Here is a 22,453-nt window from a genome sequence, read left to right on the forward strand (position 1 = left end):
ATTCGCGTCCGAGCGCGGCCGATCGGTTTACAAAAAGGGTGCACGGTTCAACGAGCCACCGCTCACCGAAGCCATGTACGCCCGCCAACCACCGAACTCGGTGATGTCGATGCCTGCTTCGCCCGCTTCGTGTGAGCAGCAGAAGCCGGTGACCCAGCGCCCGTCGGACAACTCGACCGACGTCAGACCCATCGGTGCGGGCAGAGCGGCCAGGAAGGTTCCGAGTCCGGCGGCGGACATTCGGTAGAGCTCGCCGACAATTGCCGAACCCTCCCCTGGGTGGTGGCGCACCAAGCCCGGTTTCGCGGGCGTCGTTCCCAGGTCGACCATTCGATACGCGTCGGACGTGTGGACCTCGCCGAGGTATCGCGCGCCGCGATCGGTCAGTTGATGGTGAACCGGAAAGCCCTCGAGATGTGCACCGACAACGAGTACGTCATGGCCGTCGGTGACCAGCGACGGTGAGGGTGTTCCGATGAGCCGCGCAGCAAGGTCGATGGCGATCTGGTCGTGAAACTCGGGTACGACGAACATGACCCCGAACGGATCGCCACTGCTCGTGGGGGTGCCGGGGACAGCGACGGCGGCCATGTTGAGCAGGTTGCAGAAGTTGGTGAAGGTACCCATTCGACGGTTGATGGACACTGGATCTGTTTGAACTGCAACAATTGTCGGATGCTCGGTGGTGGTCGGCAGTAGCAGTCCGTCGAAACCGTCGAGCAACGCCACCGCGAGCCGCTTCGTGCGTTCGAGAACAGAGACATCGTCGACGTATCGGTGCGCCGACGGCTCGGCGGCATTCAGGATGATCTGTGCAACGGTCGGATCGCAACTGGCCCCGTTACTTTCGACGAAACTCCCGACGGCCGAGAATCGTTGCGCGACGATGGCACCGTCGTACAGCAGGGTGGCCGCGTCGAGCAGCGGTGAAATGTCTATCTCGGAGTGCGTGAATCCCTGTGCTTCCAGGCGAGACACCTGGCGAGCGAATGCTTCTCGGTACTCTGGGCAAAGTTGCTCGAGATCAGTTGCTCGCGGAACGGCGATGTGAGGAACAGTGTTCGCAGACAACCGCACGTCCGCGGGCCAACGCCGGCTACGTGGGTCAGCGTCGTCGTAGCCGGCCATGACCCGCGTCGCCAGGGTCGCGGTCTCGAGGTCGGCAGCGAGTACTGTCACGCAGTCGAAGTCGATACATGCTGGGACGACGCCGGTCGTCGGGACGATCCCCAGGCTCGTCTTGACGCCGATGAGGCCGTGGAATGCAGCCGGCACGCGACCGGAACCGGCTGTGTCGGTACCGATGCCGATGTCTGCGATTTCGAGAGCGACGGCGACGGCCGATCCGGAACTGGATCCACCGGACACCCGATCCTGATCCCAGGCGCACCGGACCGCGCCGTACGGACTTCTCGTCCCGACGAGACCGGTGGCGAACTGATCCAGATTGGTCTTGCCGAGGATCACCGCGCCCTGCTCCACCAGTCGCGCTACGGCCGTCGCGGTGCGAGCGGGGATGTAGGCGAACTCCGGGCACGCTGCGGTGGTCGGCAGACCTGCGACATCGACGTTGTCCTTGACGGCTACCAGTAACCCGGCCAGCGGAAGGGCCGTGTCGACTGTTGCGGCATCGGCCAGTACGTCGTCCTCCTCGCGTAGGGTGATCCAGATTTCGGGTCGGTTCACCTCGGCAATGCGCTTGTACGCCTGCCGTACTCGCTCCGAAATATCATGCTGCTGCATCGGAATCACCCTTTGTCGTGAACTCGCCTGCCGCGGACCATGCCATGCGTTCGGCGTCGAAGGCGACTGCCTGCGAGGCCCTGAACTTCTCGATCGAGGAACTGTTCGACGCGAGGAATTGCTCGTGTTCGGCGAGTGAGAATTCGCCGTCGACTATCTCGACACCTCCACCGCGTCCGGCTGCGGTGTCGGCGCGAAGATCCATCAGCTCATCGGGTTCGACTGGGTACCAGGAGATTCGGTCGAAGAACCGCAGCAACCAGGGCGACTCGCGCTCGAACGGTCCGGACTGCTCTGGATATCGGTGATTCCACACCTGCGTCGTCCGGCCGACGAACTGGTATCCGCCGGGCCCTTCCATGCCGTAGATGCACAGATATGCCCCACCGATCCCGACGGCGTTCTCCGGTGTCCAGGTCCGCGCCGGGTTGTACTTGGTGGTGACCAGCCGATGCCGCGGATCGAGCGGAGTCGCAACGGGTGCGCCCAGGTAGACGTCGCCGAGACCGAGCACCATGTAGTCGGCCGCAAAGACGGTATCGAAAACGTCTGCGACGGAACCGAGTCCGTTCATTCGTCGGATGAACTCGATGTTCCACGGGCACCACGGTGCATCCGCTCGTACTCCGTGCATGTAGCGCGCAATTGCTTCTCGGGTCGACGGGTCGTCCCAGGACAACGGCATCCGAACGGTACGGCTCGGGACCACGAGCTCCGAAGCAGCGGGTAGATCGTCTTCGACCTCGGCCAGTAGCCCCATCACTGTGTCGATCGAAAGAACGTCCGGATCCACTTTGACCTGCAGCGAGCGGATGCCCGGGGTCAGGTCCAGCAGCCCCTTCGGTGAGATCGCCTCGATGCGCTGGTGCAGTGCGTGTGCGCGGGCACGGAGCGCGAGGTCCAGCTTCATGTCCCCGTACTCCACCAGCACGTTGTCGTCTCCCGAGCGGCGGTAAGTCACGCAGGTCTCTGCCTCACGCCGGGCAATGACGCCGTCGTCGCCGTCGCCACCGCTCGAGAAGACGAACGGCAATGATGCGCGACGTGCGACACCGAGCGCCCCGAGCGGAGCCGCGTGGGCCGCGCGCACGGGTACGAACCGGATCGTGTCTCCAGCTTTGAGCTGCCCGAGCTTCCATCTTTCGGCGGCGACGACGGTGACCGGGCAGACGAATCCGCCAAGGCTGGGGCCGTCCGGGCCGAGCAGAATAGGGGTGTCGCCGGTGAAGTCGAGTGCGCCGACCGAGTAGGCATTGTCATGGATGTTCGACGGGTGAAGCCCCGCCTCGCCGCCGTCCGTGCGCGCCCACTCCGGCTTCGGCCCGATGAGCCGGACGCCGGTGCGATCGGAGTTGAAGTGCACCTCGTAGTCGGTGGCGAACAACGTGTCCATGTCTGCGCGCGTGAAGAACTCCGGTGCCCCATGCGGTCCCTCGGTGACGGCGATGCTCCACCTCGTCGTCAGTGCCGGTCGGTGTTCGGAAGGAATGCAAGTAATGCGCTCGGCGGCGTCGTTAGGCGTCGAGATCTCCAGAATGTCTCCCTCGCAGAGAGTTCCACCTCGGTGTCCACCGAATTTGCCGAGTGTGAACGTCGATGCACTGCCCAGGTACGGCTCGACGTCGATGGCGCCTTGGATGAGCACGTACACGCGCAAGCCGGCCCCGGTTGTCGTTCCCACATCGAGCGTCGTATTGGCCGGCACCAATACCGGACCCCACTGCGCGACGTCGAGACCGTCGACGCGGACCCGAGCGTCGGCACCGGTGACGCACACCCAGGTATCTGCGTCGAAGGTCAGTGCTGGTCCAGCCATGGCAGATTCGAGTCCAGGTGCGCCCTGCGGGTTGCCGAGGGCGACGTTGCCGAGGCGGAACGAGAGGTCGTCCATCGGCCCGGACGGCGGCACCCCGACCTTCCAGTATCCGACGCGTCCGGGCCAGTCCTGAACCGTGGTCAGCATCCCCGGCCGCAGTACCGTCATCTTCGCTCGCCTGCTGTCGGTCGACATCATGGTCGGGTAACGATCATGCGGACTGCGGTGGGGTCGAATCCGTTGCACGGGTTGTTGATTTGCGGGCAGTTCGAGACGAGTACCAGCGTGTCGATCTCGGCTCGCAGAGTCAGCGATTTGCCGGGTGCCGATAACCCGTCGACGATTCCGAGTGTTCCATCGGTGTCGACTGGCACATTCATGAAGAAGTTGATGTTGGACACCAGATCTCGCTTGCCCAGTCCCCACTTGGATCCTTCGGCCAGGAAGTTCTCGACGCAAGCGTGTTGATGCTGCGTGTGATGCCCGTACCGCAGCGTGTTCGATTCCTGTGAGCAGGCGCCGCCTACTGTGTCGTGATTGCCGACTTCGTCGGAGACGATCGTCATCAGCGACGTCGAATCATCGCTGCGCAGCACGCTGCCGGTGGTGAGAAACAGATTCTGTTGCGCGACCACGGTTGCGGCCGCGCTATAGCGGATGGTGTGATCGTGCGCCGCGTAGACCAGCGTGTCGACGGCCTGGTTGCCGTGCAGATCGACGATGGTCAGCAGGTCTCCGGCCTTCACGACGGCAGACCATGGGCCGAAGGCGTCGGCGATCTGGTCCAGCACTACTGTGCCTGATTCGAGAGTGATTGTCATCGTGCGCCTTTCGCGTATGTGGCGTTCCAAGCGTCTTCGGTGTTGGCAACAGCGCGCAGATACTCGGGGTCGGTATTGGGCAGGTCGTCGAGCTCTTCCGGTGCTTGCCAGGCCAGAACCTCGAGCGCCGTTGTGTCGAAACTCGGCGACGGGTCGAGCGGGTGCGCGGTGTTGGCCAGCAGCACGATTACCGGCAGGTGGATCAGCAGGTCCACTTCGGTGCCGCATCCCGCATTGCCGGTCGAGTGCAGGTGTCCGTCGGCTTCGACGCGTACACCGTGGAAGAACGAGATCGACGGGGGCAAGTCGCGTGGTCGAAGGCCGTTCTTGGAAGCTGCCACCGTGAACAGTTCACGACCGGCAGGCGATACCCCGTGCAACGATCCGTCACCGTACTTGGTGCGATTGGTGGCCAGAGATGTTGTACCGCAGAGTGCGTCGTGCCGGGACGAACTGTCGGCGACGATCGTGGCGAGCACTCGTCCCTGATCCGAGAGCAGTGGGTGCCCGATTCCGAGGTATGCGTTCCACGGAACTTTGACGGTGTCCGCGGCATTCAATCGCTCCCACGGGGCGTCCGCGCGGTACAGCAGTAGGTTGGCGCATGCGGCGCCGTCGACGTCGCGCAGCCGTACTCGGGTACCGCGAGCGAGAACTCTGGTGGTGTAACGACCGCCGGGTACCGATTCGGCCCAGGTGAGTTCGGTGACGCCGTCCGGGGCAACCGGGGCGGAGACTTTCTCTGCCTGGCTCCGAGCATGTTCCTTGGCGGCGAGAGTGGTTGCGGTGCTCATGTCTTCAGGCTCCGATCGTGACTGGCTTGGGGTGTGTTCTGCCGCGCGGCAGGCAGGCGATTCCGGCCAGCACTACCGCGATCACCGTGAGTGGTGCTGCCCACTGCAGAAGCGGGAATTCGCCGGTGGGGTTGAAGATCTCGGCGCGTGGCCAGGAAAGATTGATCACCATCAGCCCGCCGTAGAGTACGGCGGCGATATTCACCGGGATGCCGAACTTACCGAGGGTGAAGAGCTTCTCCTCTGCCGAGATGGGCGTTGCCTGCCGACCACCGTGCGGCCATCCTTTGAGGCGTTGGACCAGCAGTGGCACGGTCACCATCAAGTAGGCCAGGTAGATCAGGACGATGCAGACGCTCGACAAGGTGGTGAAGATCGCCGAGTTCCCTACGTTGACGGCAAGGATTGCCACACAGGCGAATCCGATCAGGACCGACGGTGCGATCGGGGTGCCGGTGCGGGAGTTGACTTTCGAGAGAATCGTCGACGCGGGTAGGCGGCCGTCGCGAGCCATCGAGAACATCAACCGCGATGCCGCTGTCTGGATCGCGAGGGTGCAGATGAAGACGGCGATGGCGACGTCGATCAGCAGTACCGTGCCCCACGGGGAGCTGAGGATGGAGTCGATGACGTACGGAAGTCCCTGCGTCGCAAGGTTGCCGTCGGTGAGAGAAGGCGCGGCCATCAAGGCGCCGACGATCATCAGGCCTCCGCCGAGAGCAGATGCGGAGAGTGCGAGCCGGATCGTGCGAGGCGCCACGCGTCGTGGATTGTGTGTCTCTTCGGCAAGTTCGCCGGCCGAGCCGAAGCCGACCATGACGTATGCAGCCATGAGCCCGGAGACGATCCAGGCCCAGATGTATCCGGGATCGGCACCGGGTGCGCCGGTGTCGAAGACGACCTGAGGTCCGCGTTCGGCGTGCGTGAAGAAGACGAGAACGAGGACGATGACGCCGACGATCTCGCAGGTGACACCGATGCTGTTGATCCGCGACATCCAATTGACGCCGATGCAGTTGATCGTGGTGGTGAGTACCAGGAGGATAGAGCCGAGAATGACGGCGTTGGCGGCGCCGTCGGCCGAGGTCAGTGCGGTGTCTTCCCCGACGAACTGGAGTCCGCTCCAGATGCTGGGCAGGACGACCTGCAGCGCAATTGCGGCGGCCGATGCCGTGACGATCTGCGCGATGATCATGAACCATCCGGCGAACCAACCGGTGATTTCACCGCCCATGCGCCTGGACCATTGGTAGATGGCACCTGAAATGGGATATCGCGCTGCAAGTTCGGCGAAATTGAGTGCCACCATGAACTGACCCAGAAACACCAGCGGCCAGGTGAAGAAGAACGCCGGGCCGCCGAAACTGAAGCCGAGACCGAAGAGCTGGAAGATTGTGGTCAGGATCGATACGAACGAGAAACCGGCGGCGAACGACGCGTACTTGCCGAGACTGCGATGCAGTTGCTGGTCGTACCCGAGTTCGGCGAGGTCCAAGTGGTCAGTGCCGAACGACGGTGCCTTTTCCCCGGGCGAGGGCAGAGTAGTCGAGCTCATGTCTTTGTCTCCGTACAAGAGGTGAGAAGGACCGCCCGTCTGCGTCGACAGGTGCGGGGTTGCCGGTGCGGTTTCTGTCAGTTGATAGTTTTCCGCGCCGTTGTGCCCGGCTGGTGACCGTCGTGAAACGAGCTTGTTTCGTCTATTTCGATCAGATGACAGGAATCTCACGGGCGCGGATTGCTGACAGGATGGACCAATGTCCGTTACCGGTGCCGGGAGGCCGAGGCTTGCCACCAAGAAACGTCCGGGTGACACCGCACGTGAAGAAATACTCGACGCGTCCGCCGAACTCTTCACCACCCGTGGGTACACCAACACCTCGACACGCATGATCGCCGACGCCGTTGGCCTGCGGCAGGCCTCGCTCTATCACCACTTCTCGAACAAGGACGACATCCTCGATTCGCTGCTCAGCGGGACTGTCGACGAGCCACTCGCCGTCGGGCAGGGCATTCAGGGTGTCGAGGAGTCGGCGGTAGTGAAGATGTACGCGATGGCCTGGTTCGATGCCGATCAGCTCAGCCGTTCCCGTTGGAACCTCGGTGCGCTCTATCTGTTGCCCGAGCTCCGGACCGATCGGTTCGGCTCGTTCAGAGAAAGCCGCTTCACGCTGATGAATCTGTATGCCACCATCGCTGGTGGGGTCGTGCAAGAGCTCGAGTCCGACGTGTCCGCCGGCACCGAAGAGTTACCGTTTCGACTTGTCGAGACGATAGTGAACGGCCGGGCCGATACAGAAAACGGTCGAGGCTCGGCGGGCCTGCATCACGCTCCGCTCATTGCCACCGCCGCGGTCCGAGTTCTCGGATTCTCCGGTGACATCGACGGCATCCATGACAGGGCGGTACGCGTGGCGTCCGACGTGACCGCACGCAGTATTTTCGAGAAGAAGGCAGGGCATGGCCAATAAGAAGGCACGGCCGGAAAAACAGACAGGGCCCAAGGCTGGGGTCTACGACATCGACACCGGCACTTGCGAACTGGTACGCGACACGCTGACCGCGGACGGCTGGACGGTCCATGTCAACGGTGTGCCGAGTTCACACATCGATATGGCCGACCCGTCACAGCTGGACTTCGAGTACATGCGTTGGATGGCGGGACTTGTTCGTTACCATACATTTTCGAGCTCCAAGCTGCGCACTTTGCATCTCGGTGGTGGCGCCTGCACTCTCGCACGCTATTTCGCTGCGGAGTATCCCGATGCAAGACAGGTTGTCGTCGAGCTGGACGGCAAGCTGGCCGAGTTGGTACGCGAATGGTTCGACCTCCCCCGCGCACCGATGCTGCGTATCAGAGTCGGTGAGGCCCGTGCGGTGACCGAGACGCTGTCCGAGGACAGTCGAGATGTGATCGTCCGCGACGTTTTTGCCGGAAGTGCCACTCCGGAACCGCTGTTGACTCTGGAATTCACCGAGCAGGTGCGACGCGTACTCGCCCCGTGCGGGATCTACGTCGTCAACTGCGGCGACACCCGTGACCTGACGAGAACCCGTCGAGAGGCTGCCACTATCGGACAGGTCTTTCCGCACACGGTGATCATCGCGGATCCGGCGATGTTGAAGGGGCGCCGTTACGGGAACGTCGTCATCGCCGGGAGCGACACACCGATCGGCGAGGACCCGGCGTTGGCTCGTGAACTGCTCGGCGGAGGAGTGCCTGCGCAGGTATGGCTCGATGAGAGGGTGCGGAGTTTCAGCGGCGACGCGAAAGTCCTACGGGACGTCGTATGAGCGATCGGTAGGCTGGAGAAGTAGTTCGAAGCTCGTACGTTTTCACTGTCGATTTGGGAGAACCGAATGGCGCTCATCGCCCTGCTCGATCTGAAGTTCAAGCCCGAAGCACTCGACGACGCCAAAGTCGTTCTCGCCCGTGTGCTCGCCGAGACGAGGGCATTCGAGGGGTGCCTAGGAGTCGACGTTCTCGTCGACGAAGCCGACCCGACGCACTGGATCGCACACGAGCGCTGGGATTCCGCCGAAGCAGACGCGAAGTACCGCGATTTCCGTGCCGGTCCCGGAAAGATCGCTGACCTGGCGCCACTCCTCGCCGGAGCGCCGAGTTTGACGAAATACACGATCACCGACGCAGTCTAGAAAGTCACCTACGTCAGGCTGGTTCGACCGATGCCGGTCGGCCGGTGAGATAGCCCTGCACCATGTCGATGCCGAGTTCGACGGCGACCCGCAGTTCGCCGTCGGTCTCGACACCTTCCATGATCAGGGTCGCGCCGACTTCCCGCGCGAACGCGGTGAGCGACGCCACGGCCGCCCTGCGGGTCGGATCCAGGTCCACGCCGTGGACGAGTGAATAGTCCAATTTCAGCGTGTCGGGTTTCAGTTCCACGACTTGGCGGAGTCCGGCGAATCCTGCTCCGACATCGTCGACGGATATTTTGACGCCGGCGGCTCTGAGGTCTTCGACGGATCGAGCCACAGCGCGGTAGTCGTCGACCCGTTCATGCTCTGTTATTTCCAAATATATTGTGCGCGTGCCTATGTGCGGCCGCAGGCGGGCCAGCATGTCGGTCGTCCTGATGGTTGCGGCCGAGGCGTTGACCGAGACGAAAGCATCGGCAGGAAGGCCCGCCATGGCGCGTAGCGCCGTATCGATCGCGGCGAGTTCGAGACGTGGACCGACACCGGCACATGTCGCGTCGCGAAACCAGATGTACGGCGAACCGTGACCGAACGGGAAGCGGCAAAGTGCCTCGTACCCGACCACGGCTCGGGTAACGGTGTCGCAGATCGGCTGGAACACGATCGAGGGTCCACCGGAGTCGATGAGCGCCTCGATTCGATCCCGTATACCGAGAGGATCCAAGCAAAGATCGTTCGCCGCCGCGGCCGGATCTGCTTTCTCGCGGTACATCTCGATATCGGCCAGTGCAATCAACCGCCGCATGGGTGCGTCCGTGCTGTCTCCGCAGATCAGGCGGTCGCCGGCCGACCCGATACTGGTGGTGAACGGCGGCCCGCTGAAAGATTCTTCGAGTTCCGCGCGGATCCGCGTCTCGGCGTCGTCGACCTTGTTGCGGCTGCCGATGTGTACACATACGAACTGGTCGCCGCCCAACCGTGACACCACCGCATCGACGGACGCAGCGTGCAGCAACCGGCCAGCAACCTCCGTCAACACCGCATCGCCCGAGGGGTGCCCGAATCGTGCATTGATGGCCTTGAACCTGTCGATGTCGATCACGACTACGCCGATGTAGCGCGTCTCGTGGATCGGCGAGGCGTTGAGGGTATTGAGGTATCCCACCGCATGGAAGAGTCCCCGACGGTTCCACAGCCCGGTCAGCGGATCCCGCAACGCTCCGTCGGCGCGTTCGCGGAGATAGCGGATGTAAGGACGAAGAGCGAACGGCATCACGAACATCGATGCGACGGTGACGGCGCGCGAGGAAACTGTCCAAGGGTCTGCCCCGTCGAGTATCGACATTCCAGCCGTGAGCAACAGTGCTGTGACAGCACACGCGAGATGGATGCCGAGCACCCTGGACGAAGTCCCGATGATGGCAAAAAGGGCGACGATGGCGAACATTGCCGAACTCGACATCGCGAGCATCGGCGAGTTTGGTAGCAGCATTACCGCCAGGATCCCGAGGTCGGCCCAGATGATGAACGCTTTGATCAGAGTCGGACTGGGCCACGCTCCGAGAAACCAGCGGAGTGCGACGGGGATTGTACTCGCAGAGGCGACGAATAGGAGGATTGCCGCGGGGAAGGCCAATTGCCCGGATGGGACCAGCAGAATTCCGGCCAGTCCGAACGACAAGGTCAGTGAACCGATGAGGACCTTGGCCCATCGCTCACTGTTCGGTGGGCGAACTCGAAAGGAGTAGTCGGCCGTTTTCGGGGCCCGAGGTTCGAGCGCGCGAGAGGCCACTGGGTTGGTATCCACTGGGTTGATATTTACTGCGCGGGAAGCCCAGGAGTCAGAGGACTCTTCGTGGAACGCGAGCTTGCCGGTCACCGATCGACAGCCTTTCATGCGGGACCTGCCGGTACTCGAGAACTTTCTTGTCCATGTAACGGCCGATCGTTCGTATTCTCAGGTCCCCGACCCTGTCACGGAACGGTACCAGTGAGCGGGCGGTTCGACGGCCGAAACCGGATCCAGCTGCCGGTTACGACCGACGAATGTGTATGCACGATGCGTTTTACTCGGGCAATGCAATGTGAGTGACTGCCGAGACGCTGAGTATGAGGCGTCGTATCAGACCATGTCCTTTTCGGTCAGCCATCGCAGCGTCGGCCAACCGCAGAACACCGGTAACCAACAGGTGAGCACCCGGTAGAGCAGTACGGATGGAACGGCGATGCTGGCGGGGAGGCCGAATGCCGCGAGGCCACCGATCAGGGCTGCTTCGACGGCTCCGACCCCGCCTGGCGTCGGGGCCGCTGACGCCAACGTTCCGCCGATCATGGTGACGACGGTGACCGTGATGAACGTGGTCCCACCCCCGAATGCCTCGATGCTCGCCCAGAGCGCCAGCGCAGCCCCGAGAGTAGTTGCAGCGCAGCCGAGTACGATGATCGAGAAACGTTTCGGATCACGCGCGAGTTCGCCGAGTTCGCCGAACAGCTCTTTGAGTTGGGGGCGCACGTCGTTCCGCAGCCAGCGGCGCAGTTTCGGTACGAACAGCAAGGTGCCCACGGCGCCGAGGGCAACACCGGCGATGAGGTAGAGAACAGTCGGGTCGGGCACGAAATGCGACAGATCCGCCGACGTGCCGGCAGCGAAGGTGAAGAGGATCAACAATCCCACGTGGGTGATCACCTGAACGGACTGTTGCAGAGCAACTGCGGCCGTCGCTCGAACGGCGCCGAGGCCACCCTTCTGCAGGAACCGCACGCTCAGTGCGAGGCCGCCGACGCCTGCAGGGGTCGTCGTTGCCGCAAACGTATTGGCTAGCTGCATGATCGTCAGGTTGCGGAAACTCACCATGCCCGAAGCGCATGCCCACAATGCTGCGGCAGCGCCGACGTAGGTCAGCGCCGACACGACGAGTCCGAGTAGCGCCCACCACCAGTTCACCGACTGCAGCTCTGTCAGGAATGTGGGCACCGCACTGATGAACGGGTAGGCGACGTAGACGAGGCCGATCAGCAGGACGAGCTGAATGATCTGACTCCGCGAGAAGCGGGTGACCTGCTCGGCCTTGATCTTGTCGGCACCCGTCTGTTTCGCCACCTCGTCACGTACGGCCTTCATGACCTCGTTGCCGTCGGGAACCGATGTGCGGACGCGTTTGGGTACCGCCGATTTCGTCAGCCGGCCCGATGCCGCGAGAACAGTGTCTGCGTCGAGGGCCTCGATGGCACTGCGCACGGCGTGTTCCTTACCGAACAGCGCAGCAGTGGTGATCAGCAGCTGCGCAATGTCGGACTGCATCTGCGCGTCGGTTGCGCCTAGTTCGGCGTTCGCGAATCCACCGAAGAGTGCCTTACCGTCGTCGTTTCTGATCTCCGCGGTGCGCAGGTCGCCATGGGAGATCTGGAACCCGTGCAGAGTCTGCAGTCCCTTCCAGATGCTCGTGACCAGGGCGTCCGGGGAGGTGTCGTCGACGGGACTTCCGATGGGCGCGGTATGCGCATACATTGCCCACCCACGTTCGAGCGCCGACGCCGCAAGCGGGCGGCTGCTCGCGATGGACAGGTTCCCGATCGCAATGCCCATCAACGCCCGGTGCTCGACGGCTCGGTGCAGTGAGCCATGCAATGGAACGAACTCTGCGCTCCGGAAGGACAACCACCTCCACAGTTGGCGCAACGCACCTCCACTGCGCTGATTCTGGCCGTACATTTCGACGATCAGATCTGGTTCTGCACCCTCCGTCGACGCCGCCAGCACGAGGGGTCCCGGGCCTGCAGGTTTCACCACGCGTAGGGAGTCGACGATGTGCCCGCGCTTGGACAGCAGACGTACCGCGTCGTCGAGCGGCACTTCGAGGGCTGGTGTGCCGACGACCAGGACGATCAATGCGCCGATGAGCCAGCCCACCGACAGGCCGAGCAGCGAGCGGGCAGGCACGACAGTGCTGACGAACAGGTGGATCGGAACGAACGCCAGGAGCAGGAACCACCAGACTCGCCGCCAGCGCTGCGGTAGCCACGGCCCGGACACGGTGAGCACCGCGGCGAGCATGCCGATCCAGCGTGGATCGTCCAGGAACTGGGAAAGAAAGGTGTCGAGCTGATCGGGGACTTCGAGGTGCCAGGCGGGCGTCGAGATTCCGCTACCGGTGATCGACAACGCCAGACCGGCGAGCAACCCAGCCGCGCCGTACCCGGCCAGTAGCTTCCATTCCCGGCCGGCGATCAGTCCGATCAGAATTCCGAAGGGCAGCGCCAGGATCGCCACGCCGTACAGCACGTACACCAGATTCGACTTGTCCGGACTGAGCACCCCGACGATGTTCGAGACCGAGTTCTCCAGCGCGTCCCATTGATTTCGAGTGATGAGCGAACCGGCGATGACCGTGGACAGAAGGAGCAGCGCCAGAACGACTCGCATGATGTCACTGGTGCGTCGTACCAGCGGTTGCAGCAGGCTGCCCGTCACCGGTATGTCGCGCCCGTCAACCCGCATGCTGCTATCAGTACCTTCGATCGAACCCGTGCGCGCCGGCCGACGCTATTGGCAAACCTACCGCGCGGGGCCGCGATGGTGCGTGATCCGGCGGTCGAGTTCGTTTCTTACCGCGGGCCACTCCGACTCGATGATCGAGAACACCACGGTGTCACGCAGCGACCCATCGGGCATGCGGGTGTGGTTGCGAAGAACCCCATCCTGTTTGGCCCCGAGTCGCGCAATCGCCGCTCGTGACTGAAGATTCATCCAGTGCGTCCGAAATTCGACTGCAATGCAATCCAATTCGTCGAACGCGTGGCTGAGAAGCAAAAGCTTGCTCGCCGCATTGGTCCCGCTCCGGTGCGCAGATGAAGCGTTCCAGGTGTACCCGATCTCTACCCGTCGGTGCGCCACATCTGCATTCGCGTACGTCGTCATCCCGAGGATCTGGCCAGTGTCGTTTTGTCGCAGCGTGAACGGCAACATCGACCCTGTCTGCTGCAAGCCCAATCGTCGATCGATCTCGGCGGCCATATCGTCGGGGTGCGGAACCGAGGTGTACCAGAGGTTCCATAGCTCACCGTCACGGGCGGCGTCACACAGTCCTTCGAGATGATCGTGACTCAGTGGCTCGAGCGTCACTACATCGTTCGACAGGGTTACCGGCTGCAGGAAAGTCACACTGCGGACGATACGCGAGCGGGCCGACGCCGAACACTGAGATTGATTGTGGCCCGATTCGGCTACATGACCATCCGAAGGAAAACCGTTGGCGTGCGTGCGCACTGCAGTTCTATCGTGACAGCCATGCACATCGGCATGATCGGTTGCACGGCCCCTAGCCACATCTATCCCTCACTCGGCCTCGTGTCCGAACTCGTGCGACGGGGACATCGAGTCACGTACGCCGTCGGCGACGCAGTGGCCGACCTCGTCGAACCCGCTGGGATCGAGCTTGTTTCCTTCACCTCGATCTTGCCTCAGGGGGAAGAGAATTGGCCTGAGGACCCAGCGTCGGCGATGCGGGTATTTCTCGACGAGGCCATCTACGCGTTCGGTGTCCTCACCGACTTCTACGACGACAACAGGCCGGATCTACTGCTCTACGACATCGGCGGGTTGGCGGCGCCCGTTCTGGGTAGGCGCTACAGCGTTCCGGCCGTGCAACTTTCGCCGACCTACGTCGCCTGGGACGGATACGAGGAGGACATGGGCGAGGTGCTCGTGCAGATTCGTGAATCCGAAAGTGGGAGAAGGTACTACAGCGCCTACTCCTCGTGGCTGCGAGAAAACGGTGTCGACGCCGATCCATGGCAATGGATCTCGCACCCCGATGATGTTCTCTCCCTCGTCCCGCGAGTGATGCAACCGAATGCCGACCGGGTACCCGAGACCGTTCGGTTCGTTGGACCTTGTATGGACCTCGCTCGCCTCACGAACTCGTGCTGGGCACCACCGACGGACGGTGCGAGGGTCCTGCTGGTGTCGTTCGGAACAGGATTCAATGAGCGCCCCGACTTCTACCGAACGTGCATCGAAGCCTTCGCCGGAACGGAATGGCATGTGGTCATCTCGATCGGCCACCGCGTCGACGCCGGTGAGCTGGGTCCCGTGCCGTCGAACATCGAGATCCGACCGCACGTTCCGCAGCTCGCCGTACTTGCCGCCGCCTCTGCTTTCGTCACACATGCAGGAATGGGCAGCTGCACCGAGGCATTGTGGTTCGCAGTACCGACCGTCGCCATTCCGCAAGCAGTCGATCAATTCGGCAACGCGACGATGTTGGAGGAACTGGGCGTCGGCGTTCGTCTCGACGACGAAGACGTGACGGCGTACTCGCTGCTTCAGGCCGTCGAAGGCGTCGCGAATTCACCGGAACTAGCCGCGAGACTGGCACATATCAGCGCCGACGTACGAGCGCACGGCGGAATTGCCCACGCGGCCGATGCAGTGGAATCTAGACTTCCAGCACGCTGACGCTGACGCCGTAGGGCAGGAAGCGGACGCGTCTGGCCGGGTCCACATTGTCCTTGTGGGCGCGTAGGGCATCCAGTTCGGTCGCATACAGCTGGTCGATGTGCGCAGAGCCGTCGGAGTCGACGGTGTAGATCGCCCAGACACCATCGCCGGTCTCGCCGGTGGTCTCCGGCTCCGGCTCCGGCTTCCTCTGTGCCGATGGTTCTCCGAAGAACGCGCCCCAAGACCCGCCTGCGCCGGATTGCCCGAAAATTTTACCTACCTGATCGACGACGTCGCGGAGTCCGTCGCTCGCTTCTTTGGCGAAGCGATCGAAGTCCTCGGGGTCGACGCCGAAGGGTCCGTTGTTTGTCATCACTCCATAATGCGCTTGCGAGTCAAGTCAGTGCTGCTGCAGTCGCGAACCGATTGTGCCGTGCAGCGTCCGTAAGCTGTTCTGCCCTAGCGAGACGGTCTGCGACTCGATGTGGCGCAGCAGGTGTCCGTCGTTCAGAACCTTCTCACTGGATTGAATGAGCACCGTTCCTGCGCCGGTGAAGTCGAATTGACGCTCTTCGCCGGTGTTGGCCCCGAGGTATCCATGCGCGGCACCCAGAAAGTTTTGCATCCACCCTGCGTCGAAGTGGTGCGACGGCGACGGACAATCGGCCCAGCCGACCAGTGCTTCGGGGTCGATGCGCAACGGTGGCTCGGCAAACATGACAGGCCCGTTGGACGAGGCCAGGAACTTGCCCGTGCCCAGTAGCGTCAGGAATCCGGGGACGATCGACTGCTTCAGATCGAGCGTTGGTTCGAAGGCCAGGAGGTTCGAGGCTCGGATGGTCAGGTTGCCGTCGTCCAGGTCGTAGCTGTTGATGTTGAATCCACGGTCGCCGAGGATCAACTTCCCTTGTCCTTGCGCGAGCACCCAGTCGTTGGAATACAGCGGCGAGGAGAATCGAGCGGCGACGATGGCAGGCATCGACGTCTGACCGAGCGGCTCGAATCGAATATTGCCGTAGTACGCAATCATCGCGCCCTTGGATGTGAACCAGGGTTGGCCGGCGAGTTCGACGCAGAAGGCGTAATCGTTACCGGGGATGTTGTCGTCGACGGGCAGCGTATGGGGGGTGTGGATCTCGATCGTCATACTCGCCCTCAGAACTTCTTCTCGGAGGCCTGGACCCATACGGTGCCCATGCCGGTCGTCTTCAGCTGAACGGCCTCGCCGCTGCCACGCCCCACCGCGTCACGCCAGCCGACGTTCGCCGAGATGTCGACGGTGATGTTGCCGAGGTGGCAGACATAAGCCTGTGGATCCACCACGACCTGAGGGTGCTCCGGACCGACCTGCAGCGCAATCGCTCCACCGTGTGACAGAACTGCGACGCTGCCCATGCCGGTCAGCTGCGTCGTGAAGAGGCCCCGCCCGGTCATCGCACCACGGACGGCGCCCCGCACTGCACCGCCCTGAGAGCCAAGGGACACAATGGAACTCGACAAATTGCCGTCCTGCGCAAGCAGCCGGTCGGCCTCGACGGTGAGCATCGACGACCCGTCGAGGTGAATCACTTCCACGTACAAGCCGGCGTGGCCGTAGAACACCTCCCCCTGGCCCTCGGCGGCCATCATGGCAACATGCTCGCCCGACATCATTCGTCCCGCCATTCCCGCGACGCCGCTCGCTGAAAAACCCGACCGGCCTCCGGGCATGGAGCCTGCATACCCACCCATCGAATGTGGAATGAAGTGGACGTCGCCGGTGTAATACAGCATCGAACCCTTACGGGCCAAGACGTTCTGCCCGGCCGCGAGAGAGGATTTTACGACTTTGCTGTTGACGAGCTCGAGCGGCATGTCAGCGTTCCTCGGGTTGGATGTAGACGACGCCTTGGCCGTCGAAACGGAGCGAGAAGGCTTCACCGCTCCCACCACCGACGGCGGATCGCCAGGTGACGTCGGTGACGAAACTCTGGTTCAGCTGACCGCGATGTGCCACAAAGGAATCTGGATCGACGACGAGCGGGTACGTCGGGTCGACGGCGAGCGCGATCAAGGGTCCGCCTGCCGAGAGTAAGGCCACCGAACCCGAACCGCTGACGACGGTCGTGAACAGGCCCTGGCCCGAGGATGCGCCGCGGAGGCCGGCGAACTTGACCTCGGTCTTCAGTTGGCCGGTCAGCGCGAGCAGCTGGGAGGCCTCGACGTGCATGGTGTCGTTCGCGATCTCGACGACAGTGATGTCCTGAGCGTCGACGGCGAAATACACCGTGCCCTTGCCGGAAACCTCCATGAGAGAAAGAGATTCACCGGTTGCTTTCTGCTTCAGAGCCGCGCGTAGTCCACCGCCTCCGCCCATTCCTGCACTCTTGAAGGCGACGTCACCCTCGTACGCAATCATGGAACCGGACATCGCACGTAGCGAATCGCCCTGCGGTGATCCCTGAAGGAGATTCGCAACGAGCACCCTGTGCCCGTTCATTGTCAGCTGAGCCACGGGGGAACTATCCCACGCAACGTTCCCCCGTGCCAAAGCTGAAGTCGGTTCGAACTACACGAGCGGGCGCAGTGTCTTACCTGCGAGTTCGACGATGCCGGGCTCGTGACCGTTGGTGATCAGGTTGATGATGATGCCGTCGATACCCTGATCGAGTACACGCGTCTGCACCTGTTCGGCGACGTCGTCAGGTGTGCCGCAGAACTGGCGGTCGGTTGCTGCCGCCTTGTCGGTGTCGGAGAGGTTGGACAAGTCGACCCCGTTCGACAACAAGTAGTCGTTCTGCAGCTTGCGCGCTTTGTCACCGTCCTCGTCGAGGATGACGAAGGCCAAGAAACTTGTCTCGAGATCCTTCGGATCACGGTCTACCTCTTCGCACCGAGCTTCGACTGCCTTCATCTTGCGGGGCAATTCGCTTGCGTCGCAGATGATGTTGAGGTGATCGGCGAACTGGGCAGCGAGACCGAAGGTCTTCTTTTCTCCGCCTCCACCGAGCATGATGGGCAGATCGTCGCGCATACGTGGCTCGTTGATGGCGTTCTCGACCTGGTACCACAACCCGTCGAAGCTCGGCCGTTGCCCGCGGAGCATCGGCTCGATGATCTGCAGTGCCTCGTCGAGACGCTCGAATCGATCGGTGAAGGTACCGAACTCCAGGCCGAAGCTCTGGTGTTCGAGCTCGTACCAGCCGGCTCCGATTCCCAGGATCGCGCGGCCTCCGCTCACGACGTCGAGCGTGGTCACGGTCTTCGCCAAGATTGCCGGGTTGCGGTACGTGTTTCCGGTGACGAGGGCCGAGAGCTGGATCGTTTCGGTAGCGGTGGCCAGAGCCGACAGGGCCGAGTACGCCTCGAGCATCGGCTCGTCGGGCTTGCCGATTCCAGGTAGTTGATAAAAGTGGTCCATGACGAACGCGGTGTCGAATCCTGCTGCCTCGGCTTCGCGCGCTTGCGCGATGACCTTCGGGAACAGCTCTGCGACGGAACCTGAGTAGCTGAAATTGGGCATTTGATAACCGAGGCGGATAGTCACCCGTTCAACGGTACTCCCGTCGGTGACCTGCTCGGAGGCGCAACGACGGCTTCGATACCTCCCCGTACCGACTTCGACAGGGGCACGATGAGGTATGCCCACTATCGAATTGACCCGCGCGCCCTTCTCCGGCTTCGCTGTCGACGACATCGAGGCCGCCCGCATCTTCTACTCCGACATCCTGGGACTTACCGTCGTCGATGGTGAGATGGGCCTGATCAACCTGCAGCTCAGCGAGAGAAACGAAGTGTTGATCTACCCCCGGCCGAATCATGTGCCCGCGGCCTACACCATCCTGAACTTCCCGGTCGCAGACATCGAAGCAGCCGTCGACGCCCTGACCGCCAAAGGTGTGGTGTTCGAGCACTACCCCGACATGGGGACCGATGAGCGGGGAATCTTCAGACACGGCGGCCCGCTGATCGCGTGGTTCACCGATCCCGCAGGAAACGTCCTGTCCGTGTTGCAAGCCTGAGCGACTACGCAGTCGGAGTCCCCAGTTCGAGGGTCACCGATTGCTGCTGACGGACTCCCTGCCCAGAGACCCACTCGAGTTCGATGACGTCGCCCGGACTCTTCTCGACCATCTCTTCGATCAGATCCTTCGACGTACGCACCGGCCTCCCGTCGAACGACACGATCACGTCGCCGCGAAGCAAACCGGTCCGTTCGGCTGGGGAATCGTATCGAACGGACGTGACCGCGGCACCCTGCGATGGTCCCGTCTCACGCGATGCCGAGATATCGCGAACGCCGATACCCAGATACGGGGTCGGCCCAACGTGGACAGTGCCCCCGGATCGGCCGTCACGGACCTGGGCGAGCACGGCCATCGCGGTATCGATGGGAATGGCATACGCCTCGGGGGCAGATACCGCCCGAGCCTTCTCGGACAGGCCAGCCGCGTCGACGCCGATGACATTGCCCCACGCGTCGACGAGCGGGCCGCCCGAATCGCCCGCGCGTACGTCGGCGTCGATTCGAATCATGTCTGTCAGTTCGTTCCGCGACCCATCGACGGAGCTTTCGGCGATGACGGATTCCTGCAGGGCAACCACGCGTCCGGGCGCGGCGACGAGGACTCCCCCGCCGTCCGCGTTGCCTACCGCGGTAACTCCGTCGCCGACGGCAACGTCTGCAGACCTCCCGATCGGGGCCACCGGAAGATCCACGGCAGAAGCCAATCGGAGAACCGCAACATCACGGGTCTTGTCGTAACCGAGCACCGACGCGTCGTAGATCAAGCCATTGCCCATATGTACCGCAGTGACGTCGGTTGCTTCCTCGATTACATGGAAGTTGGTGAGCACGAGGCCGTCCGAATCGACGACGAACCCGGTGCCTGCGACGCCGTAGAAGCTGAATTCCGCCGATATGGTCACGACCGTCGGATTCACCCGAGCGGACAACTCCTTCAGCGTCAGCGGCGCAGGTGGTGGCTCCGCGAGCACAGGTGCCGGGGTAGCCACGAGGGGCTCTCGCACACCGGGCGCAAGGGGCGTCGGCAGAGCCGAGACAGCGAAAACCAGCACCGTGAGGAGCGCCGCCCGACTTGCCGCCTGCATGGGTATCGATTATGGCTGCGATGGCTGCGGAATGGAGTGTTCTGGCGGTGCGGAGTTCTGGGGGCCTGGTGCTGTCGGCGCGCGGCATGACTGTTGGCGGGACAGGTGGTGCTCTGCGACGAGGGGCGGAGCTGTCCGGGACGCCTTGGCTCGTGGCATGACTGTCGGCGGCACGTGTGGGGCTCTGTGCCGCTGGAAGTCACTGGTGGCCGGCTACCCGGTGGTGTCAGGTGGGTGGCGGGTGTGGATCGGGGGCACCGGGCTTCGGTATTCTGGGTTGCATTGAGGGAGAGTGTGTTTCGGTTGTTGGGTAGATGTATTCGTTGGGGTGATGGTAGTGGTTGATGCGGCCTTTTCTGCTGGGGTCGAGTGTGGTCGGGGGATGCCAGAGAGTGCGGCCGGGGTAAGGGTGATCGGGTCCGGCTTTGGTTGTTGCCCAATCGGTGTCGTCGGGTCCGATGAGTGGATGGTGCATGTCGCAGCCGTAGGTGAGGGTGTCGATATCGGTGTTGCCACCGGTGGCCCATTCGTCGATGTGGTGGACCTGTGACCAGGTAGCGGGTCTGGTACATCCAGGGAAGGTGCAGCCGCGGTCGGCGGCGATGAGGACGATGCGTTGATCAGCGGTGGCGATTCGTTTGGTTCGTCCAAGGTGCAGGGACCGTCCGTGATCGTCGAAGAGGACGAGGTAGTGGTGCGCGTGGGAGGCCATCCGGATCGCGTCGCGCATTCGGATGAGGGACCCGGTGGCAGTGACGGCGTGGCCGGTCGCCGATTCGAGGTCGGACAGGCTCATCGTGATGACGGTGGTGACGGGTAGCCCTCGATGGGTGCCGAGGTCGCCGGAGGCGAGCATTTGCCTGACGATGGTTTTCAGTGCGTCGTGTTGGCGTCGTCCTTGGCTGCGGCAGTCCCGTCTGGCGCGATCGTCGGTGTCGGTGTCGGTGTCGGTGTCGGTGCTGCTGGCCTCGGAACTACCACTCCCGCTGCCACTCGGACTGTCACTCCCCTTGGTACTCGCACTGCCACTCGCACCCCCTGTCGCACTGATACTCCGGCCGCTACTCCCGCCGCCACTTTCGCTGCGACGATCACCGCTGCTGCTGCTTCCACTGTCGTGGTGAATGCTGTCGGTGGTGGGTGTGGCATCGGAGGGATTGCACATTCCTGGTTTGGCCCATTTGGCGAAAGCTGCTTCCAGGTAAGCGCGGGTTTCGGCGTCGATGAGGAAGGTGCCTTTGGAGAGTCCGTGTTGGCCTTGGTCTTTGATGCGGAAGTAGCACTGTTCGGCGATCTGTTGTTCGTCTTCGTTGGTGCCGTCGGGGTCGAGCGTGTCGAAGAGTCTTCTGGCGGCAACTTTGAAGTTGTCGGGGCCGAGTTGGCGGGCTAGTTCGGTGAGTTGCTGCTCGGCGTGGTGGCGGGTTTCGGGATCGATGTCGGGACTGAGGGTGCGAAAAAATTTGGTGATGATGTGTTGGTGTTCTTCGTCGAGGGCGCCTTCTGTGGCGGCGGTGGCCGTGGTAGCGAGGATCGGGCCGAGTCGCTCGCCGGTGATAGCTGAGCGTTGACCGTACTGTTCGGCGTGGCGAATGCGTTGGCTGGCGCGTCTTCTGGAGAGTCGCAGGAGTATTGCGAGTGTGTCGGGTACGGATCCGTAGATGTGGTCGAGTCCGTGTTGGGCGATGAGGTCGGCGATCCAGGTGTGTGAGAGCGCGAACAGGGTGCGTTGGACTGTTTCGGTGCGGACCAGTAGTGCTCGTCGATCGGAATTCGATGCTCCGGCGGTATCGAGGCGTCGGAGCATCGAGACTTGATCTTCGATTGTCGCTATCGCGTGTGCGAGGTCGATGTCCTCGATCGTCAACGCCGACGATGGCGTGGGCTCTGCCGAAGCGCAGCTGCCATCGGAAGACACACTGCCGCCGGAAGACATACTGCCACCGGAAGACTTACTGCCACCAGTGAATCGAGCGTCAGCTGCCACCCCGGCTATTCCTGAAATACCATCCCCCGAAAGCATGTAATGAGAGTAACCCCAGCCACCGACAAGAACTCGAACATATGTTCCCATCGTCGATCGGTGGCTTTCCTG

Annotated in this window: 20 protein-coding genes; 5 read left to right on the forward strand and 15 right to left on the reverse strand. The window is 62.7% G+C overall.

Going from position 1 to position 22,453, the window contains the following annotated elements; all coding sequences use genetic code 11:
• Positions 1-27: 27 nt before the first annotated feature.
• Genes atzF through ABIB36_RS06340 form a run of 5 tightly spaced genes read right to left on the reverse strand, consistent with a single transcriptional unit; the run spans position 28 to position 6,729 of the window.
• The gene (atzF, locus tag ABIB36_RS06320; RefSeq protein WP_354560179.1) at positions 28-1,743 is read right to left on the reverse strand and encodes an allophanate hydrolase; all 1,716 of its coding nucleotides are present in this window, start codon (positions 1,741-1,743) and stop codon (positions 28-30) included.
• Entirely contained in the window at positions 1,730-3,754 is a 2,025-nt protein-coding gene (locus ABIB36_RS06325; protein WP_354560243.1) for a 5-oxoprolinase/urea amidolyase family protein, read from the reverse strand. The genes atzF and ABIB36_RS06325 overlap by 14 nt, the downstream gene beginning before the upstream one ends.
• Positions 3,754-4,380 (reverse strand): urea amidolyase associated protein UAAP2, encoded by a 627-nt coding sequence (locus ABIB36_RS06330; RefSeq protein ID WP_084345797.1) that lies wholly within the window; start codon positions 4,378-4,380, stop codon positions 3,754-3,756. Before ABIB36_RS06330 ends, ABIB36_RS06325 begins: the two co-directional genes overlap by 1 nt.
• Positions 4,377-5,174, reverse strand: a complete 798-nt coding sequence (locus tag ABIB36_RS06335; protein WP_084345796.1) for an urea amidolyase associated protein UAAP1 — start codon at positions 5,172-5,174, stop codon at positions 4,377-4,379. The genes ABIB36_RS06330 and ABIB36_RS06335 overlap by 4 nt, the downstream gene beginning before the upstream one ends.
• 4 nt (positions 5,175-5,178) lie before the next feature.
• Positions 5,179-6,729: an amino acid permease gene (locus ABIB36_RS06340; RefSeq protein WP_354560176.1), complete on the reverse strand. Its 1,551-nt coding sequence runs from the start codon at positions 6,727-6,729 to the stop codon at positions 5,179-5,181.
• A 199-nt stretch (positions 6,730-6,928) separates the two neighbouring features.
• Between ABIB36_RS06340 and ABIB36_RS06345 the strand changes: the two genes are divergently transcribed.
• The 3 genes from ABIB36_RS06345 (at position 6,929) to ABIB36_RS06355 (ending at position 8,828) form a co-directional block, all read left to right on the forward strand.
• Positions 6,929-7,642 (forward strand): TetR/AcrR family transcriptional regulator, encoded by a 714-nt coding sequence (locus tag ABIB36_RS06345; protein ID WP_354560174.1) that lies wholly within the window; start codon positions 6,929-6,931, stop codon positions 7,640-7,642.
• Positions 7,632-8,465, forward strand: a complete 834-nt coding sequence (locus ABIB36_RS06350) for a spermidine synthase (RefSeq protein ID WP_084345794.1) — start codon at positions 7,632-7,634, stop codon at positions 8,463-8,465. The genes ABIB36_RS06345 and ABIB36_RS06350 overlap by 11 nt, the downstream gene beginning before the upstream one ends.
• A gap of 66 nt (positions 8,466-8,531) precedes the next feature.
• A complete protein-coding gene (locus ABIB36_RS06355) occupies positions 8,532-8,828 on the forward strand; it encodes a putative quinol monooxygenase (RefSeq protein ID WP_084345793.1) in 297 nt (98 codons plus the stop codon).
• Between the two features lie 13 nt (positions 8,829-8,841).
• Here ABIB36_RS06355 and ABIB36_RS06360 read toward each other — a convergent pair whose 3' ends face one another.
• From ABIB36_RS06360 to ABIB36_RS06370, 3 genes are all read right to left on the reverse strand, one after another.
• Positions 8,842-10,710, reverse strand: a complete 1,869-nt coding sequence (locus ABIB36_RS06360) for an EAL domain-containing protein (protein WP_256895504.1) — start codon at positions 10,708-10,710, stop codon at positions 8,842-8,844.
• A 243-nt stretch (positions 10,711-10,953) separates the two neighbouring features.
• The gene (locus tag ABIB36_RS06365; protein ID WP_084345791.1) at positions 10,954-13,329 is read right to left on the reverse strand and encodes a lysylphosphatidylglycerol synthase transmembrane domain-containing protein; all 2,376 of its coding nucleotides are present in this window, start codon (positions 13,327-13,329) and stop codon (positions 10,954-10,956) included.
• 57 nt (positions 13,330-13,386) lie between these two features.
• On the reverse strand, positions 13,387-13,992 hold the full coding sequence (locus ABIB36_RS06370) for a GNAT family N-acetyltransferase (RefSeq protein ID WP_354560171.1): 606 nt from the start codon (positions 13,990-13,992) through the stop codon (positions 13,387-13,389).
• Between the two features lie 126 nt (positions 13,993-14,118).
• On the opposite strand from ABIB36_RS06370, the gene ABIB36_RS06375 reads away from it, so the two are divergent.
• Positions 14,119-15,288, forward strand: a complete 1,170-nt coding sequence (locus tag ABIB36_RS06375) for a macrolide family glycosyltransferase (RefSeq protein WP_354560241.1) — start codon at positions 14,119-14,121, stop codon at positions 15,286-15,288.
• Here the strand turns inward: ABIB36_RS06375 and ABIB36_RS06380 are convergent.
• From ABIB36_RS06380 to ABIB36_RS06400, 5 genes are all read right to left on the reverse strand, one after another.
• Positions 15,269-15,643, reverse strand: a complete 375-nt coding sequence (locus ABIB36_RS06380; RefSeq protein WP_354560169.1) for an Rv0313 family protein — start codon at positions 15,641-15,643, stop codon at positions 15,269-15,271. The two genes, ABIB36_RS06375 and ABIB36_RS06380, sit on opposite strands and share 20 nt — an antisense overlap.
• 27 nt (positions 15,644-15,670) lie before the next feature.
• Positions 15,671-16,417: an AIM24 family protein gene (locus ABIB36_RS06385; RefSeq protein ID WP_354560167.1), complete on the reverse strand. Its 747-nt coding sequence runs from the start codon at positions 16,415-16,417 to the stop codon at positions 15,671-15,673.
• Between the two features lie 8 nt (positions 16,418-16,425).
• Complete coding sequence (locus ABIB36_RS06390; RefSeq protein ID WP_354560165.1) at positions 16,426-17,124, reverse strand: AIM24 family protein; 699 nt, start codon at positions 17,122-17,124, stop codon at positions 16,426-16,428.
• A gap of 1 nt (position 17,125) precedes the next feature.
• On the reverse strand, positions 17,126-17,749 hold the full coding sequence (locus tag ABIB36_RS06395; RefSeq protein WP_084345786.1) for an AIM24 family protein: 624 nt from the start codon (positions 17,747-17,749) through the stop codon (positions 17,126-17,128).
• 69 nt (positions 17,750-17,818) lie between these two features.
• On the reverse strand, positions 17,819-18,796 hold the full coding sequence (locus ABIB36_RS06400; RefSeq protein ID WP_354560163.1) for an LLM class F420-dependent oxidoreductase: 978 nt from the start codon (positions 18,794-18,796) through the stop codon (positions 17,819-17,821).
• Between the two features lie 94 nt (positions 18,797-18,890).
• Between ABIB36_RS06400 and ABIB36_RS06405 the strand changes: the two genes are divergently transcribed.
• Positions 18,891-19,271 carry a VOC family protein gene (locus ABIB36_RS06405; RefSeq protein WP_084345785.1) on the forward strand — a complete coding sequence of 127 codons (381 nt, stop codon included), beginning with the start codon at positions 18,891-18,893 and terminating at the stop codon, positions 19,269-19,271.
• 4 nt (positions 19,272-19,275) lie between these two features.
• Here ABIB36_RS06405 and ABIB36_RS06410 read toward each other — a convergent pair whose 3' ends face one another.
• Both ABIB36_RS06410 and ABIB36_RS06415 read right to left on the reverse strand, forming a co-directional pair.
• Complete coding sequence (locus tag ABIB36_RS06410) at positions 19,276-20,361, reverse strand: S1C family serine protease (RefSeq protein ID WP_354560161.1); 1,086 nt, start codon at positions 20,359-20,361, stop codon at positions 19,276-19,278.
• 226 nt (positions 20,362-20,587) lie between these two features.
• Positions 20,588-22,381 (reverse strand): HNH endonuclease signature motif containing protein, encoded by a 1,794-nt coding sequence (locus ABIB36_RS06415; protein ID WP_354560159.1) that lies wholly within the window; start codon positions 22,379-22,381, stop codon positions 20,588-20,590.
• Between the last annotated feature and the right edge of the window lie 72 nt (positions 22,382-22,453).

Source organism: Rhodococcus sp. UYP9, from assembly GCF_040547235.1.
In the GTDB taxonomy this organism is placed as follows: Bacteria; Actinomycetota; Actinomycetes; order Mycobacteriales; family Mycobacteriaceae; genus Rhodococcoides.